The organism is Bacillus sp. AK124, from assembly GCF_053903085.1.
The window spans coordinates 1,951,025-1,966,733 of sequence record NZ_CP096378.1; the positions used below are offsets into that span (position 1 = coordinate 1,951,025).

20 protein-coding genes and 1 riboswitch are annotated in these 15,709 nt (G+C 46.1%); of the genes, 15 read left to right on the top strand and 5 right to left on the bottom strand.

Annotation, left to right across the window (positions count from 1 at the left end; translation table 11 throughout):
• Nucleotides 1–95: 95 nt before the first annotated feature.
• The 11 genes from M1E06_RS09840 to M1E06_RS09890 all read left to right on the top strand — a co-directional run bounded on the left by M1E06_RS09840 (nucleotide 96) and on the right by M1E06_RS09890 (nucleotide 11,539).
• On the top strand, nucleotides 96–1,598 hold the full coding sequence (locus M1E06_RS09840) for a carboxypeptidase M32 (RefSeq protein WP_026579406.1): 1,503 nt from the start codon (nucleotides 96–98) through the stop codon (nucleotides 1,596–1,598).
• Between the two features lie 139 nt (nucleotides 1,599–1,737).
• Nucleotides 1,738–1,837, top strand: a riboswitch (purine riboswitch).
• Between the two features lie 117 nt (nucleotides 1,838–1,954).
• Entirely contained in the window at nucleotides 1,955–2,539 is a 585-nt protein-coding gene (gene xpt / locus M1E06_RS09845; RefSeq protein WP_020451903.1) for a xanthine phosphoribosyltransferase, read from the top strand.
• The gene (locus M1E06_RS09850; protein WP_035338544.1) at nucleotides 2,536–3,852 is read left to right on the top strand and encodes a nucleobase:cation symporter-2 family protein; all 1,317 of its coding nucleotides are present in this window, start codon (nucleotides 2,536–2,538) and stop codon (nucleotides 3,850–3,852) included. Before xpt ends, M1E06_RS09850 begins: the two co-directional genes overlap by 4 nt.
• Nucleotides 3,853–3,925: 73 nt before the next feature.
• Nucleotides 3,926–4,477 carry a GNAT family N-acetyltransferase gene (locus M1E06_RS09855; protein WP_020451901.1) on the top strand — a complete coding sequence of 184 codons (552 nt, stop codon included), beginning with the start codon at nucleotides 3,926–3,928 and terminating at the stop codon, nucleotides 4,475–4,477.
• 41 nt (nucleotides 4,478–4,518) lie between these two features.
• Nucleotides 4,519–5,616, top strand: a complete 1,098-nt coding sequence (locus M1E06_RS09860; protein WP_035338545.1) for a type III polyketide synthase — start codon at nucleotides 4,519–4,521, stop codon at nucleotides 5,614–5,616.
• A gap of 7 nt (nucleotides 5,617–5,623) precedes the next feature.
• A complete protein-coding gene (locus M1E06_RS09865) occupies nucleotides 5,624–6,127 on the top strand; it encodes an isoprenylcysteine carboxyl methyltransferase family protein (RefSeq protein ID WP_035338546.1) in 504 nt (167 codons plus the stop codon).
• 63 nt (nucleotides 6,128–6,190) lie between these two features.
• Complete coding sequence (gene fbpC, locus M1E06_RS09870) at nucleotides 6,191–6,286, top strand: Fur-regulated basic protein FbpC (protein ID WP_003182857.1); 96 nt, start codon at nucleotides 6,191–6,193, stop codon at nucleotides 6,284–6,286.
• A gap of 144 nt (nucleotides 6,287–6,430) precedes the next feature.
• Entirely contained in the window at nucleotides 6,431–9,994 is a 3,564-nt protein-coding gene (locus M1E06_RS09875) for a dynamin family protein (RefSeq protein ID WP_035338547.1), read from the top strand.
• Between the two features lie 74 nt (nucleotides 9,995–10,068).
• A complete protein-coding gene (locus M1E06_RS09880; RefSeq protein ID WP_023857403.1) occupies nucleotides 10,069–10,338 on the top strand; it encodes a YpbS family protein in 270 nt (89 codons plus the stop codon).
• A gap of 79 nt (nucleotides 10,339–10,417) precedes the next feature.
• Nucleotides 10,418–10,567, top strand: coding sequence for a hypothetical protein (locus M1E06_RS09885; RefSeq protein WP_003182852.1), 150 nt, complete (start codon nucleotides 10,418–10,420; stop codon nucleotides 10,565–10,567).
• Between the two features lie 84 nt (nucleotides 10,568–10,651).
• The gene (locus M1E06_RS09890; protein ID WP_020451896.1) at nucleotides 10,652–11,539 is read left to right on the top strand and encodes a 5'-3' exonuclease; all 888 of its coding nucleotides are present in this window, start codon (nucleotides 10,652–10,654) and stop codon (nucleotides 11,537–11,539) included.
• A 9-nt stretch (nucleotides 11,540–11,548) separates the two neighbouring features.
• On the opposite strand, the gene sspL is transcribed toward M1E06_RS09890, so the two are convergent.
• Genes sspL through M1E06_RS09905 form a run of 3 tightly spaced genes read right to left on the bottom strand, consistent with a single transcriptional unit; the run spans nucleotide 11,549 to nucleotide 12,827 of the window.
• Nucleotides 11,549–11,695 carry a small, acid-soluble spore protein L gene (gene sspL, locus M1E06_RS09895; RefSeq protein ID WP_003182847.1) on the bottom strand — a complete coding sequence of 49 codons (147 nt, stop codon included), beginning with the start codon at nucleotides 11,693–11,695 and terminating at the stop codon, nucleotides 11,549–11,551.
• Nucleotides 11,696–11,737: 42 nt separating this feature from the next.
• On the bottom strand, nucleotides 11,738–12,136 hold the full coding sequence (locus M1E06_RS09900; RefSeq protein ID WP_020451895.1) for a reverse transcriptase-like protein: 399 nt from the start codon (nucleotides 12,134–12,136) through the stop codon (nucleotides 11,738–11,740).
• Nucleotides 12,126–12,827, bottom strand: coding sequence for a queuosine precursor transporter (locus tag M1E06_RS09905; RefSeq protein WP_023857402.1), 702 nt, complete (start codon nucleotides 12,825–12,827; stop codon nucleotides 12,126–12,128). Before M1E06_RS09905 ends, M1E06_RS09900 begins: the two co-directional genes overlap by 11 nt.
• A gap of 93 nt (nucleotides 12,828–12,920) precedes the next feature.
• Between M1E06_RS09905 and M1E06_RS09910 the strand changes: the two genes are divergently transcribed.
• Entirely contained in the window at nucleotides 12,921–13,562 is a 642-nt protein-coding gene (locus M1E06_RS09910; RefSeq protein ID WP_229030001.1) for a reverse transcriptase-like protein, read from the top strand.
• A gap of 14 nt (nucleotides 13,563–13,576) precedes the next feature.
• Nucleotides 13,577–13,762, top strand: a complete 186-nt coding sequence (locus M1E06_RS09915; RefSeq protein ID WP_003182841.1) for a zinc-finger domain-containing protein — start codon at nucleotides 13,577–13,579, stop codon at nucleotides 13,760–13,762.
• A 59-nt stretch (nucleotides 13,763–13,821) separates the two neighbouring features.
• Here M1E06_RS09915 and M1E06_RS09920 read toward each other — a convergent pair whose 3' ends face one another.
• Entirely contained in the window at nucleotides 13,822–14,088 is a 267-nt protein-coding gene (locus tag M1E06_RS09920; RefSeq protein ID WP_020451892.1) for a DUF2564 family protein, read from the bottom strand.
• Between the two features lie 160 nt (nucleotides 14,089–14,248).
• Between M1E06_RS09920 and M1E06_RS09925 the strand changes: the two genes are divergently transcribed.
• On the top strand, nucleotides 14,249–14,431 hold the full coding sequence (locus tag M1E06_RS09925) for a hypothetical protein (RefSeq protein ID WP_003182837.1): 183 nt from the start codon (nucleotides 14,249–14,251) through the stop codon (nucleotides 14,429–14,431).
• 54 nt (nucleotides 14,432–14,485) lie between these two features.
• Here the strand turns inward: M1E06_RS09925 and cspD are convergent, their stop codons facing one another.
• Nucleotides 14,486–14,686, bottom strand: a complete 201-nt coding sequence (cspD, locus tag M1E06_RS09930; protein WP_003230776.1) for a cold-shock protein CspD — start codon at nucleotides 14,684–14,686, stop codon at nucleotides 14,486–14,488.
• 284 nt (nucleotides 14,687–14,970) lie between these two features.
• Between cspD and M1E06_RS09935 the strand changes: the two genes are divergently transcribed.
• Nucleotides 14,971–15,660 (top strand): AIM24 family protein, encoded by a 690-nt coding sequence (locus tag M1E06_RS09935; protein ID WP_020451891.1) that lies wholly within the window; start codon nucleotides 14,971–14,973, stop codon nucleotides 15,658–15,660.
• The last annotated feature ends 49 nt before the right edge of the window (nucleotides 15,661–15,709 follow it).

Below are 15,709 nucleotides of genomic sequence, written 5' to 3' on the forward strand. Positions count from 1 at the left end.
TTTCTTTTTTTTGGTTGCATAAAAGTTGACTTTCGTAAATATTTCCATTAGTCTGATTACAATTCGCATCATATAAGGGAAGAGGAGGATGAATGATGTCGATCAATACATATGAAAAAGAGTTTTTAGAAACATTAAAGAAAATCAGCCGGTATGAGCAGGCGATTAACGTGATGTATTGGGATATGAGGACGGGCGCGCCGAGAAAAGGCGAAGAAAGCCGCGCCGAAGCGATCGGACAATTGTCGGCAGACGTCTTTCAAATGAGAACGTCCCCGCGGATGAAGGAGCTTTTGGATGCCCTTGCCGAGCAAAAACAGGATCTGCCTGCCGATACACAGAAAGCGGTTGAGGAAGCGAAAAAAGAATACGATTTAAACAGCAAGATTCCGGAAGAGGAGTTCAAAGAATATACGACGCTGACATCCAAAGCGGAATCCGTCTGGGAAAAAGCGAAAAAGGCGTCCGATTTTTCTCTCTTTGCTCCGTATTTAGAAAAAATCATCGACTTTAAAAAACGATTTATCTCGTACTGGGGATATGAAGGCCACCCCTATAACACCCTTTTGGACCAATACGAACCAGGCGTTACAGTCGAAAAGCTCGACGGCCTTTTTTCTGAATTGCGGGAGGCGATCGTTCCGCTTGTACAAAAGATTGCCGCCAGTGATCAAAAGCCTGATACGGGCTTTGTGCACGAACGTTTTCCAAAAGAGCGGCAGCGCGATGTATGCCACTTTTTCTTAAAAGAACTGGGCTATGATTTTGAGGCGGGGCGCCTGGATGAGACGGTTCATCCTTTCCAGGTGACGATCAGTCAAGGGGATGCCCGGGTGACCACAGCATATAATGAAAACGATTTTCGCTCGGCCGTTTTCGGAACGATTCATGAATGCGGCCATGCCATTTATGAACAGAACATTGATGAAGCGCTGGGCGGAACCAATTTAGCAGACGGCGCATCAATGGGGATACATGAATCCCAATCCCTTTTCTATGAGAACTTTATCGGCAGACATCAAGGTTTTTGGAAGCGGTATTTTGAGAAAATAAAAGAAGCAAGTCCTGACCAGTTTGCAGGCGTTACTGCCGAAGGGTTCTACAGGGCCGTTAATGAATCAAAGCCGTCGCTGATTCGGATTGAGGCTGATGAGCTGACATATCCGCTGCATATTATGATTCGCTACGAAATTGAAAAAGCGATTTTCAGCGGCGAAGTATCGGTCAGAGACCTTCCGAAACTATGGAATGACAAATATGAAGCATATCTGGGCATTAAGCCTCCTGACGATGCTAAAGGAATTCTCCAGGATGTCCATTGGTCCGGCGGCGATTTCGGTTATTTCCCTTCATATGCGCTCGGATATATGTATGCGGCTCAACTGAAATCAAGCATGCTGAAAGATTTTCCGGAGTTTGACCGCATGATTGAAAACGGCGAATTTGAACCGATCAGAAAGTGGCTGACAGAGCACGTTCACATCCACGGCAAAAGAAAAAAACCGTTGGACATCATCAAGTCTGCGACAAGCGAAGAATTAAACGTCCGTCATTTAATCCGCTACCTGAAAGAAAAATATACAACACTCTATTTGTAAAAAAGAAATCCCTCCCGTGAGCCCGGGAGGGATTTTTGGATCAGAATTTTCTGTTAAATACGAACATTAAACTGAAAAAAATGTGTGCAGGTTCGTCTTTTTTGTTTTATCCCTTTTCAACCGGATCGAAAGTTGATATAATTTGATACATTATATCACTCATATAATCGCGTGGATATGGCACGCAAGTTTCTACCGGACACCGTAAATGTCCGACTATGAGTGGGCGCTAAGAAAACGAACGTCTTTTAGTGAAACAGACGGAATTCGTCTTTTTAAGCATTGCCCGCTCGCATTCAAAATCCGAGCGGACAATGCTTTTTTTATGAAGGGCAATTGATGAACGGAGGGGTTTAATGGAAAAGCTAAAACGAAAAATTGCAGAGCATGGCACGGTGTTGTCTGACGAAGTGCTGAAAGTTGATTCATTTTTAAATCATCAAATCGATCCGGAATTAATGCTTGCTGTGGGCGAAGAGTTTGCCTCGCTTTTCCGGGAGGAAGGCGTCACGAAGATTGTGACGATTGAATCCTCAGGCATCGCACCTGCCGTGATGGCAGGCTTGAAACTGGGCGTGCCGGTAGTATTTGCAAGAAAGCGTCAATCGCTTACCTTAACGGAAAATCTGTTGACGGCTTCTGTCTATTCATTTACAAAAAAAACGGAAAGTACGATTGCCGTATCAGCCAGCCATCTTTCAAAGGATGACAAAGTTCTGATCATCGACGATTTTTTGGCAAACGGACAAGCGGCGAAAGGGCTCGTTTCCATCATTGAACAGGCCGGCGCAAAGGTGTGCGGAATCGGGATTGTCATCGAAAAATCATTCCAGACGGGCAGGGAGGAGCTTGACAATCTTGGAATCAGAGTCGAATCCCTTGCGCGTATTGCATCTCTTGCCGATGGAAAAGTTACCTTTTTACAGGAGGTTGGGTCATGAAACTTACGGCCGGTAAAACCGTTTCATTAAGCATTCAGCACGTCCTGGCCATGTATGCAGGAGCCGTTGTCGTGCCGCTGATCGTCGGCGGCGCTCTCGGCTTGACGCCGGCTGAGCTCACATACCTTGTGTCTGCCGACATTTTGATGTGCGGTGTGGCGACACTGCTGCAAGTTTGGAAAAACCGCTTTTTCGGAATCGGTTTGCCTGTTGTATTGGGGTGTACGTTCACAGCCGTTTCACCAATGATTGCGATTGCTTCAAAATACGGTATTCCAGCGATCTATGGAAGCATCATAGCAGGCGGTGTGATTGTCGTTATCGTTTCTTTTTTCTTCGGAAAGCTTGTTAAGTTTTTCCCTCCCGTGGTCACAGGATCGGTCGTCACGGTGATCGGTATTACCTTGATTCCCGTTGCGATGAACAACATGGCCGGCGGTGAAGGCAGCAGCGATTTCGGCGAGCTGTCCAATCTTGCTTTAGCTTTTTCCGTTTTACTGGTCATCGTCCTTTTATATCGTTTTACAACAGGATTTATCAAATCCATTTCCATTTTAATCGGTTTAATTGCAGGAACAGCCGGCGCCGCTCTGATAGGAAAAGTTGATTTTACAGAAGTGGCAAACGCAGGCTGGGTGCAGATGATCCATCCGTTTTACTTCGGCACTCCCGTTTTTGAGATCACACCGATCTTGACGATGTCTCTCGTCCTGATCGTCAGCCTTGTCGAGTCTACAGGCGTCTACTTTGCATTGGGTGATTTGACGGACCGCCGGCTGACAGAAAAAGATTTGGCAAAAGGATACCGTGCCGAAGGGATTGCCGTGCTGTTGGGCGGGGTTTTCAACGCCTTCCCTTATACGGCCTACTCGCAAAACGTCGGTCTCGTCCAGCTGACAGGAGTTAAGAAAAACAGCGTGATCGCGCTCGCTGGAGCTTTTCTAATTATGTTGGGGCTGTTTCCGAAAGCCGCTGCTTTAACGACGATCATTCCTAAACCTGTGCTCGGCGGCGCTATGGTCGCGATGTTCGGCATGGTGATCGCCTACGGGATCAAAATGCTGAGCCGGGTTGATTTCGGAAAGCAGGAGAACTTATTGATCGTAGCGTGTTCCATCGGACTCGGCCTAGGCGTGACGGTTGTACCGCAAATGTTTCAAAACCTTCCCGATGCCGTCAAGCTTTTGACAGAGAACGGAATTGTCGCGGGAAGCTTTACAGCCATTCTCTTGAATGCGATCTTTCATATCCATCCGTTTTCTCGTCATGCTGAACAGCCTGAAGCAGTTCCAACTGAAAAATCAGCCGTTTAAAACCTCACAGATTGTGAGGTTTTTTTGCATTGCGGATAAGCCATACTACCGGTATGAAGAGGAGGCGTAACGAATGGAAACTGTGAATGAGCTTGTCGAACGAATCAGCACGAAAGACGGCGGTGAAGCTGTCATCCGTCCCGTCAAAATGGCGGATGCCCCCGACATCATTGAAGCAGTAAAAGATGTGATTCAAACCGGTGTGTACATCCAAAAAGAACGGCCGCGCACACTTGAGGAAGAGCGGGCATTCATCAGCGATATGATGGAAAAGGATAACATGTATGCGGCGGTTGAAATCGATGGTGCGGTGTACGGAATTGCCCGGGTCATTCGCGGCGACCTCAAAATGAAGCGGCACACGGGGCTGTTCAGAACATGGCTTCACAGCAAAGCGCAAGGGCTTGGAATCGGCAGGGAAATCATGTCCTACACCCTCAACTGGTGCAGGTTGCATCGTCTGCATAAGCTCTGCCTGACCGTATTTTCTGCAAATAAAGCAGCGCTGTCGCTCTATGAGAAAAGCGGCTTTATCATTGAAGGGGTTCAAAAGGAGCAGGTTTTTGCGGACGGGAAATATGAAGATGAAGTGCTGATGGCCTATTTTTTCGAGAGGTCCACATAAGGCCGGGCGATTCGGGAGACGCTGTAAATAGAGGTGGTGTTATGGCCTACGTCATTTCGGCGGGGACAAGCCTTCCCCGCTGCCATGTTGACCAGAAGGAAGCGGCCGTTTTTGCGAGGGAGATGTTCAAAGATTCATTTAAAGACATTGACCGGCTGCTGTCAGCTTTCCAAAATGGAGAAATCGCTTCAAGACAATTTGTCATGCCTTTGGATTGGTATAAAGAATCCAGGAGCTTCAAGGAAAAAAATCAGGCGTACATTGAAATGGCTGTCAGACACAGTGCAGAAGCCGTTTCGAATTGCCTGTCAGACGAACGGTTTTTGAAAAAAGAAATCCCTTTCGAAAAAATTGAAGCGATTTTTTTTATATCTTCTACAGGCATCTCGACTCCCGGCATTGAAGCGAAGCTCATGAACATTCTGCCTTTTTCAAAACAGACGAAGCGGATTCCGATTTGGGGGCTCGGCTGTGCAGGAGGAGCATCAGGTATAGCGCGGGCATTCGAATACTGCAAAGCGTTTCCAAAAGCCCATGTCCTTGTGATTGCGGCGGAGCTGTGCAGCTTAACGTTTCAAAAGGATGATCAATCGAAAAGCAACCTTATCGGCACATCTTTATTTGGCGATGGAATCGCCGCACTCTTAATGTGCGGCAAGGAAGCGGATATCTCATCAGCCGGATTGGAAGTTCTTCCGGAAGTAGTGAGCTCACAATCAGCCACCTTGGAAGATTCGGAAGATGTCATGGGCTGGGAAATCAATGACAACGGTTTCCGTGTTGTTTTTTCCAGGGACATTCCGACATTGATCAAAACACATTTAAAGAATGATGTCGAAGCATTTCTCAATAGGGAACAACTCGCTTTGGAGAACATTCAAGTATTTCTTGCCCATCCTGGCGGAAAAAAAGTTCTCGACGCTTATATAGCAAGCCTCGGCTTTTCCGAAGCGCACATCGACTGTTCACGAAAAATTTTGGCCAGGCACGGCAATATGTCATCAGCCACTGTGATGCATGTTTTAAAAGAATATTGCCTGCATGGCAGTCCCATACCGGGAAAATACGGTCTCTTAGGGGCGCTCGGCCCGGGCTTTTCATCGGAGCTGCTGCTTTTGAAATGGACAAAAAGAGAGTGACTGACACATGTTTTGGACAATTTTAAGCATTTTTGCCGCCCAGCGCCTGTTTGAGCTGGCAGTCGCGAAGTTCAATGAAAAAAACGCTCTGAAAGAGGGAGCGGTCGAATACGGGAGACGTCATTACCCTTATATCGTCGCGATGCATGTTTTGTTTTTCATATGTTTGATTTGGGAAACGATCGCTTTTCAACGCGGACCTCTTCCGATGGCGCTTGTCGTATTAACAGGCCTCATCTTCACTCAGGCCCTCCGGTATTGGGCGCTCTTTTCTCTGGGGAGATGCTGGAACACGAAAATCCTTGTCATCCCTGGAACGAACCTTGTCCGAAAGGGGCCTTATCAATGGTTCAAACACCCTAACTATGTGGCGGTGGCTCTTGAATTTCTGCTTTTGCCCCTGCTTTTCCAGGCATACGCCACCGCACTTTTATTTACGGTGCTCAACGCTGCTGTCATGTACATCCGCATCCGCACGGAAGAACAGGCATTAGAAAAATTACACCATTGAAAATGATTATCATTTCATTTATAATGATGATAAACATTCTCATTATAGGATGGTGAGTCGCGTATGACGATGTTTTTTTTGCTGGCGGCGGTCAGTACATACAGTTTATTGATTGGTTATGTCTTAAAAGGTATCGCAGGAGCGAATCCGCAAAAATAAATAAATACACGTGCTGAAGCTGCCGAAACAGGCAGCTTTTTCTCGTTTTTTCTTTCAGATTGTGAAGAAAAATACAGCAAGGTTGTGTAAAATGGGAGAAAGGGCTAAGATGGCAAACAACAACGCATAAAAGGGGTAGGAAACATGGCACAAATAAACACGAAAGACGACTTGTTGAAAAGAGCCGGAGCGGTTTTCGGGGAGCTCAGGAAGAACGGGGATGACAAGCGGTCTGCGCAGCTTGCGGGAATCATCCGAAAATGGCTGAGAAAAGAAGTGTACATTGCGTTAACCGGACATTATTCAGCAGGAAAATCATCGCTATTGAACGCGCTGCTTCAGGAAGACGTCCTGCCGACAAGTCCGATACCGACGAGCGCCAATCTTGTGCTGGTTCGCCGGGGGGAAATGAAAACAACACTCCATACGATCGATGGAAGATACGCCCGGATGGATGGCTCTTATGATAAAGAAAAAGTGCAGGCGTACTGCAGGGACGGCAGCCAGATTGAAATGGTGGAAATCGAGGGGCCATTTTCAGGAATCGCGCCTCAGGCCGTCTTAATTGACACGCCCGGAATTGATTCGACGGACGATGCCCATTTTTTATCGGCGTCTTCGATACTTCACCAGGCGGATGCCTTGTTTTATGTCGTGCATTACAATCATGTCCATTCCGAAGAAAATGTGAAATTTCTTCGATCAATAAAAGATCAGATACCCAATATTTTTTTCATCGTGAACCAGATTGACCGTCATGACGAAGCAGAAACAGGCTTCCATGCCTATAAAAAGCAAGTGCTTGATATGCTGCAGAAAGAAGGGATCGATGAAGATCATCTCTTTTTTACATCGGTCACCGAAGCCGGTCATCCGCTGAACGAATTCACCTGGCTTCGCGCTGTGCTGGAAAGGTTGCAGCATCAATCCGAACAGCAGCTAAAGGCATATACGGAGCAAAAAATCAGCAGCCTGATTCATGAACATATCAAAATGCTGATCAGTGACGAAGACACGGCTCTGTCTGAAGAAACCGCTTCCTTAAGAGAAAAAGTCGAGTCTGTAAAAGCAAGGCTTGCCGATTTGATAGAACAGGAAAAACGGGCGGAGGAACAAATCAAAAAAGACATTCATACAATTGCCCAAAACGCAAACTTAACGCCGTTTGAGATGAGAGAACTGGCCAAATCGTATTTGGAATCTATCGAAAAAGGCTTTAAAAAAGGATTTCTTTTCAGCAAGGCCAAAACGCTTGAAGAAAAACAAAAACGAAAAGAAGTGTTTCTTGCCGACGTTCAAAAAAGGGTTCAAGCCGAAATCGACTGGCATGCCATTGAAGCAATCAAGGCTTTCATGAACCGCTTTAACGTCCAGAGTGATGAACTGCTTCGGGACGTTCTTCAATTTCGGACAGAGGTAGATGAAAATGAACTGCTTCGTTCCCAGAAAAAAGGGGCTGAGCTTACACCGGAATACGTGCTGAACTATACGAAAGAACTGGCTGAAAACATCAGAAGAAAGGCAAAAAGACAAGCGCAGCCGCTTATCGATCAGCTCAAAACATTCATCAAAGAAAGAAACGGCCTGCAGGCGGAAGCGATGAAAGTCGAATATGAAGCGGAACAGGCGAAGCTCGCCGAGCTCGAAAGCCGGTTGATCGAACAGCAGAAGTCATATGAAAAAGCAAACCGTCTCTGGGATCAATGGGAACACGGCGATCAGAGCGAGCTGCCAGCGAATTGGTATGCCGAAGAAAAAAAGCCCCTTGAAAAACCGCTTGATGCCCGACGAGCGGAACCGGTCCGTGTGCAAGGGGAAAACAGCAGCCGTAAAGACGATGTGCTCCATCCGAAAAAGGGCGTTTCTGAGTACATTGAGCACTTTTTCGACTTGGCCCGGTTTTTGGCGGATATTCCTGCTTTGGAAAAGCAGCGAAAAGCATTCTTGGACAAAACGGAACGCCTTCATACAAGGCAGTTTACCCTGGCGCTCTTCGGCGCATTCAGTTCCGGCAAATCGTCTTTTGCAAATGCGCTCTGCGGGCGGAAAGTGCTGCCGTCATCTCCGACGCCGACAACGGCAACGATTAATAAAATAACAAAACCGTCGGGAACCAAAAGGAACGGGACGGCTGAAGTCGTTTTTAAAACGGAAGAGGAAATCAGAGCGGAACTGGATCAGCTATTGGAGGGGAAAATGGCTGCGGCAAAAGGCTCCGCTTTTGGCGAAAAACTTGGAAAGCTTTTGAAAAAAGGAGACCTGGATGATGATGAACGGCTGCTGATCAAGAACTTCCTCAAAGCTTATGAGCGTTATGGTTCATATATCAACGATCGGGAAATCCTGACGATTTCCGCTGAAGATCTGCATCCGTATGTCGCTGAAGAACAAACGGCCTGCGCCGTCCGTGAAGTCACCGTTTATTTGAGCACACCGGTCACGGAGAAAGGAATTACGATCGTCGATACACCGGGTGCCAGCAGCATGAATAAGCGGCATACTGAGCTTGCGTTTCAATACATGAAAGATGCCGATGCTCTGCTTTACTTAACATACTACCAGCATGCATTTTCCAAAGCGGACCGGTCGTTTTTGCGCAAGCTCGGACTCATTAAAGACGCTTTCAGCATGGATAAAATGTTTTTTATTTTAAATGCGGCAGACCTCGCGGAAAACCCGGCCGAATTACAGACGGTTGAAGACTATGTTAGGGGAGAGCTCTTGAAAGAAGGCATTCAAAACCCGCATCTGTATCACGTATCGAGCAAACAGGAGCTCAGCAAAAAAGCTTCGCCGAATAACGATTTCAGCAGATTAAAGCGGGAGCTCGACGATTTTATCGAAAATGGTCTAGCCAGAACAGCTGTCGAAGAGCTGCTTGATGAAGGCAAAAAACTGTGTGAAACCGTCTTTCAGCTCCGCCGTTCACTGCACCGTTCCGCTGAAGAAAAGGAAGCGGAGCAAAAGCGGATCGCCAAAGCTTATCAAGCGGCTTTAGCTGTCATTGAAGAAGCAGAAAAGGGATCATCAATCCTTCAAATGACCGAAAAGGATGTGGAAGAGCAATTTTACCACATGAGGCAGCGCCTGGCCTTTTATGCACATGATTTATTTAAAGCTGCAATCCATCCAGGTCTTCAGAACGGAGATTGGCGCGCCAATCTGCAAACCGCTTTGAAAAGCTGCTTAAAGGAGTATGAATTCGAATTTTTGCAGGAACTAAAAGCGCTTGATATCAGAATGGAAAACATCATGCTCAAGTATGCCGGCGAACAGTGGGCAAATGCCGTAAAAGAGCGGCTTGCCGATAATCCTTATTTTGCGGTTCATATCACAGCTGACCGCCCTGAGACCGGCAGCTGGGAAACAGCTGCAGCGTCAGCGGATGAAGGGGAATTTGCAGATGAACTGAAAATGTTCAAAACGCCTAAAGCGTTTTTTCAGCAAAATGGCAAAGCCCGGCTTGTCGAGGCGTTTACTGCAAAGCTTTCGGCTATCACGGACGAATGGATTCAACGTGAAAAGCGGACATGTTTAAAGCGCTGCAAAACGAGCGCCGGACAATTACAGAAAGCGGCTGTTCTGTCCGCAAAAGCTCAACTCGAAGAACAAAAAGAAGCGTACTTTCATGAGCCGTTGGAAAGCGCAGAGCGTGAAAACATTGAAAAAGCGCATAACTTGGCAGGCGAATGGCTCCGCTCAAGTTGAATCAGATTGATATTGGTATGGATATCTGGCCGGCAGACATGATAGACTGAATAAAAAAAGAAGGGAATTAGATGATGACAAACGTTCATGAAGCCATTACAGCACATTCCAAAAAACAGCACCAGCACATCAAGCAGTTCGTGCGTCTCGAACAGGAGAGGGAAAAAGCGATCGATGAAGCGGTTGATAAGTGCCGGCGAAATGAAGCATTTTCAACCGGCCTCATCAACCAAATTACCATGCAAATGAACGAATTGGCCAAAAAAGGCATCGTTCCCACGAGACGGCTCGTCTCGAAAGAAATGGTCGCCGAATACGTCAGCCGAAAATATCCGCAGGCCTAGCTGGTGAATCCTTCCGCGTGTGGCGTCATGTTTTTTTGCAAAACATAAACCATGTCACGCCCGCTGGAGGTGAAGTGTAATGGGAAGAACAAAGCTTGGCAACGCGAATGCACAGCGAAACAACAACGCTAAAAAGAAGAACGGCTTTAATACTGAATTTGCGACTGAATCCTATTCGCAAATGGAAGCCGCCAAATTAATTTCTAGCAAAAAACAGCACCAAAAATAGAAACAGCGTCGATTGACGCTGTTTTCATCATTTTTGCTCCTGTGGTACAATAAGTGCATTGTATGATGAAAGGAAGTTTCCATAATGAACAAGAAGCTGCTGCTTGTAGACGGGATGGCTTTATTATTCCGGTCTTTTTTTGCGACTGCGGTGCACCGCAATTTTATGCTGAATGACAAAGGGGTGCCGACGAACGGGGTTCACGGCTTTTTAAAGCATCTGTTAACCGCGGTGTCTGCGTTTGAACCGAGTCATGTCGTCTGCTGCTGGGACATGGGAAGCAAAACGTACCGCAACGATTTATTTAAGGACTATAAAGCGAATCGCGGCGAGCCGCCTCTAGAATTGATACCGCAATTTGACATGGCAAAGGAAGCGGCGGAAGAGCTCGGGATTTTAAATATCGGCATTGCGGGCTATGAAGCCGATGACTGCATCGGCACGCTGTCAGCGATGTTCAGCGAAGAAGCGGAGATCACGATCGTCACCGGTGATAAAGATTTGCTTCAGCTTTTAACAGTCAATGTTAAAGTCGCCCTATTACAAAAGGGAATCGGCAATTATAAAGTATACACGGAAGAATCATTCAGTGAAGAGACCGGTGTCGAGCCGAAGGCTTTGATTGACATCAAAGCGCTGATGGGTGATACAAGCGATAACTACCCGGGTGTAAAAGGCATCGGCGAAAAGACGGCCTACAAACTGATTAAGGAATATTCGACTGTTGACCGGCTGCTGGAAAACATCGGACAGCTGACAAAGGGTCAGCAGACGAAAATAACCGAATGTCTTGAAGACCTGAAGCTGTCCAGAATCCTTGCAGAAATCAAATGCGATGTACCGCTTTCCTGCTCATTGGACGACGCAGACTTCACCTTGATGCATGACAGGGCGAAAGCGATGCTGAGACTTCATCAAATACGGGGAATCGAACCGCTGCTGGTGAAATTCGAAAAAAGAGAGATCGGATAACCGATCTCTCTAATGTTTTGTATTGCTTTTTTTCGCCCGGTTTTCAAGCTCGGTTTTTGGGTCTGTATGCCGGTTATCCCGGTTTAATACAATATCTCCCTGGGGCGTGACACCGCCTGTCAGGCGGCCTCTTCCTGCTGAATGCTGTTTTTCCACATGAACCACCTCACTCGTTATGATGTGCAGCGGGAATGGATTTTACTCGGGGTGATTCAGCAATATCGCCTTTTTCGCAAGCTTGTCAGCCGCCTGGTTAGACTTCGAAGGAATCCACTTGATAAAAAATAAATCAAAATCGTTTTTTAAGCGGATGATTTCATCCAGATAAGGCTTAAATGCCTGATTTTTGACAAACTCCAAATCCGCCGTGCGCTCGACGATCTGCGAATCGGTCCGAAACGAAACGATCCGGTAGTTTCGTTCGGCGCACAGCTTCATTCCTTCGATCAGCGCCTTGAATTCCGCTTCATGATTGCTCAGTAAGCCGGCGGGAAGGGAGAAGGACTCGGTCTTCTGACCGTCTTTGATGAAAATGCCAAGTCCGGACGGTCCGGGATCACCCGCGCTTGCTCCGTCGATATAGACCTCAATCGGCATTGTTTCCGCTCCTTTCATCCAAAGGGGTGATTCTTTTAGCGGCATAAGCGTACGGCGCTGCGAAAACGGCGACAACGAATTTCAAGACATATGTCGTGATGAAAATCTGAATCCAGACATTCAGCGGATAAGCGCCCATAAATGCGACGCTTGTAAAAATCAATGTATCGAGCAGCTGGCTTAGGGCTGTGCTGCCGCTGTTGCGAAGCCACAGTGCCCGATCGGAAGGAAATAACCTTCTGATTCCCGAATATACATAAACATCAAGCGTTTGGCTGATGATATAGGCGAGCAGGCTGCCGAGCGCCACACGGGGCAAGAAGCCGAATATCGTCTCCAGCGCAGGCTGTGCAATGTCTTCCGGATGCGGCTTGAACAGAAGCGCTCCCTGCATGACGAGCGTCAAAGCAATCAGAATGAAAAAACCGATTGAAACGGCTTTTTTCGCTTCTTCCTTTCCGTATCTTTCATTGATGACGTCAGTCGCAAAAAATACGCTTCCGTACAGGATGTTGCCGAGTGTCGCGGTCAACCCGAACAGCTCGACCGTTTTGACCACCTCGATATTGGCGGCGGCTGTCGCAAAACCGATCCAGACAAATAAACCGGTTTTGCCAAATCGTTTAAAAAAGAAGAGAACAATGATAAAATTAATGATCGCAAAACTAATCCATAATATTTCGTTAAACAAGAACGGGTACTTCCTTTCTGAATAAACTGTTTTGATTATAGCATAACAAGCCATAATTTGAATAAAGGTGATTTTGTGAAACTGAGAGCAGGTATGAAAATCAAGATTAAAGGGTCTTCACCCATTCCTTTTACAGCTGATGAATGGATCGAGATGAAAGAGGCAATGGCGGCTGGGCGTCAGCTTTCTCAAAGTCCGTATGTCACTGAACTTGAGTTTGAAGATGAGAAGGGCAGCTTTTGGACTCTGAAAGAGCTGGAAAAGCTGAAAGAAGAACTTGCGGCTGAACCGGATGAGATCACCGTCTATTTTGACGGCAGCTATGATAAAGAAAGTCAGCTCGCTGGTTTAGGCATTGTGATATATTACTCCCTCGGCGGGGACCGGTACCGATTGAGAAAGAATAAGAGCTTTCGGCTGACAACGAATAACGAGGCGGAATATGCGGCTCTCTCCGAAGCCGTTAAAGAGCTTAGAGACCTTGGGGCAAGCAGGAACTCTGTCGTCATAAAAGGGGATTCGCTCGTCGTGCTGAACCAGCTTGAAGGTAACTGGCCATGCTATGACCCCGTTCATTCGAAATGGCTGGACAGAATCGAGAGCCAGCTTCAAAAATTAAAGCTAACGCCCACCTATATTCAAATCAGCCGCAAAGACAACAAGGAAGCGGATCAGCTCGCAAAAAAAATGCTTGAGCATACCATTGTGGAAAGCCAAATCAAACTAGATGAATAACGGAGATGAACGTTTTGGATAAGAAAGAGATCTTTAAGGAACTCACACATTTGCAGGACACCTACTGTGAAGGGTGCTTCATTAAAAAACACTTCAGAAAAGAATACGGAAAAACGTATGCCCACGCATTTTGCATTTCAAAATGCACGGTCGGAGAAAAGCTCCGAACCTATGGAGACGTGCTGACAAACAAAAATTGATCCCCCCAATAAACCATCATCCTTGGGCCGCGCTAAAAAAACCGCTGAACGCGGTTTTTTTAATGCTGTGATTCGTCAAGCTGGTGCTGGCAATCATTTAAGATGTTGAGCTGTTCGTTTAAGAAGTCTTCATCCAGGGCGGATAGTTCCTCAGCCTGTGACAGCTGTCTGGCGTCTTCGATGGATTGATACGCCGATTTCAGCAAAGTGGAGCTCTTTTGCCTCGTCGCCATTCCCGTCGTCTTTTGGGCGGTTTCTACGGCTATTTCAAGCTGCTTGCGCTGATTAAATCCCGTTACAAGATCATCGCGATGTTCTGAGTTCATGATCATACACCTCCGACAAGTATTTTTTCTAAAAAAGGCATTTTTATGTGTGAAATAGAAAAAATAAAGTAAAATTAATCCGATATAACTATTGAACCTAAAAAATATAAGTCTTTATTACTAATTTAGGTAATCATGAAAAAAAGGAGTCTGAGGAACAGTGGAAAGCAATGAACTGCAAACCGTTCTTCACAAGACATTTGTGGAGGTATATAAAGATCTTGAACAGCTCGTTGATATCGCGAAAAAGGGGCGTCCATCTCTCGAGAAGAACATTGAAGAAATCGAGCAAAGGTTGAAGCAAAATATACTGGCAATCGAAATTCAGCTGAAAATTAAATAGGAGAGGCAAAAAATGCCTCTCCTCTTATTTGAAGTCTCAATTGTCTTGATTTTGTTAAAGCTTTACAACGTTAGATGCTTGAGGTCCACGATTACCTTCAACAATCTCGAAAGAAACTTCTTGTCCTTCTTCTAGAGATTTGTATCCGTCACCTTCGATTGCAGTGAAATGAACGAATACATCGTCTCCGCCTTCAACTTCGATGAAGCCGAAGCCTTTTTCATTGTTAAACCATTTTACTTTACCGTTTTGCATATTGCTTAATCCTCCTAGTACTGTAGCACAATGTGCTAAAAAAAATTTTCATCATCTAACGGTGTTCTGCTAAATGATGGTTTCACTATACACTATCTATGGAGGCTTCGTCAAGCTGTCAAGAGAAAAAAATGAACTTTAATGCTTTTTTAAGGAATTTCTTTGAAATCGTTTTCAGTTTCTGGTTATTGATCATTATTTTTCGCAAAGTGGACGAAACATTTTAAGCGTCAGCCCGTATATAATAAAACCAATATCAGGAATGCGAAGAGGAGTGTTTATAGATGAACCGTTATTCGGTTGATGAGTTTGTATCCAAAACCCAGCAGGAAGACAAAGGGGAGGGGCTGTTTGAAATGGAAACACCCCGTCTCTTGGAAGTTAATCTCGATGGAAAAGTGTGGGCAAAGGCCGGTTCGATGGTTTCCTACAGGGGAAGAGTCAAATTTAAGCGTGAAGGGGTATTTGAACACGGAATTGGACGGATGGTGAAAAAAGTGTTCAGCGGAGAAGGGGCTGCACTGATGAAAGCGGAAGGAAACGGAAAGGTGTACCTTGCTGATCAAGGAAAGAAGATCTCCATCTTAAACTTGAAGGGGGACTCCATATTTGTGAACGGGCACGATCTGCTCGCATTTGAGCCGTCAATCCATTGGGACATCAAACTGATGAAAAGAATTTCCGGCATGCTGGCCGGCGGATTGTTTAACATTAAGCTTGAGGGAACTGGAATGGCTGCAATCACAAGCCATTACGAACCGCTCACTTTGATCGTAACCCCGGAAAGCCCAGTCTATACCGATCCAAACGCAACGGTTGCCTGGTCTGGAAGCCTTCAGCCTGAATTTGTGACAGATGTATCTTTTAAGACGTTCATCGGCAGGGGAAGCGGGGAATCGATCCAAATGAAGTTTTCAGGGAACGGGTTTGTCGTTGTGCAGCCGTTTGAAGAAGTTTATTACTCGGAATCTTAATATTAAACGAAAAAAACACTTGCAGGGCAAGTGTTTTTTTGACTCGGGC

Coding starts and splice junctions, on each gene's coding strand:
- M1E06_RS09840 (WP_026579406.1), top strand. CDS start 96: ATGTCGATCAATACATATGAAAAAGAGTTTTTAGAAACATTAAAGAAA.
- xpt (WP_020451903.1), top strand. CDS start 1,955: ATGGAAAAGCTAAAACGAAAAATTGCAGAGCATGGCACGGTGTTGTCT.
- M1E06_RS09850 (WP_035338544.1), top strand. CDS start 2,536: ATGAAACTTACGGCCGGTAAAACCGTTTCATTAAGCATTCAGCACGTC.
- M1E06_RS09855 (WP_020451901.1), top strand. CDS start 3,926: ATGGAAACTGTGAATGAGCTTGTCGAACGAATCAGCACGAAAGACGGC.
- M1E06_RS09860 (WP_035338545.1), top strand. CDS start 4,519: ATGGCCTACGTCATTTCGGCGGGGACAAGCCTTCCCCGCTGCCATGTT.
- M1E06_RS09865 (WP_035338546.1), top strand. CDS start 5,624: ATGTTTTGGACAATTTTAAGCATTTTTGCCGCCCAGCGCCTGTTTGAG.
- fbpC (WP_003182857.1), top strand. CDS start 6,191: ATGACGATGTTTTTTTTGCTGGCGGCGGTCAGTACATACAGTTTATTG.
- M1E06_RS09875 (WP_035338547.1), top strand. CDS start 6,431: ATGGCACAAATAAACACGAAAGACGACTTGTTGAAAAGAGCCGGAGCG.
- M1E06_RS09880 (WP_023857403.1), top strand. CDS start 10,069: ATGACAAACGTTCATGAAGCCATTACAGCACATTCCAAAAAACAGCAC.
- M1E06_RS09885 (WP_003182852.1), top strand. CDS start 10,418: ATGGGAAGAACAAAGCTTGGCAACGCGAATGCACAGCGAAACAACAAC.
- M1E06_RS09890 (WP_020451896.1), top strand. CDS start 10,652: ATGAACAAGAAGCTGCTGCTTGTAGACGGGATGGCTTTATTATTCCGG.
- M1E06_RS09900 (WP_020451895.1), bottom strand. CDS start 12,136: ATGCCGATTGAGGTCTATATCGACGGAGCAAGCGCGGGTGATCCCGGA.
- M1E06_RS09910 (WP_229030001.1), top strand. CDS start 12,921: ATGAAAATCAAGATTAAAGGGTCTTCACCCATTCCTTTTACAGCTGAT.
- M1E06_RS09920 (WP_020451892.1), bottom strand. CDS start 14,088: ATGAACTCAGAACATCGCGATGATCTTGTAACGGGATTTAATCAGCGC.
- cspD (WP_003230776.1), bottom strand. CDS start 14,686: ATGCAAAACGGTAAAGTAAAATGGTTTAACAATGAAAAAGGCTTCGGC.
- M1E06_RS09935 (WP_020451891.1), top strand. CDS start 14,971: ATGAACCGTTATTCGGTTGATGAGTTTGTATCCAAAACCCAGCAGGAA.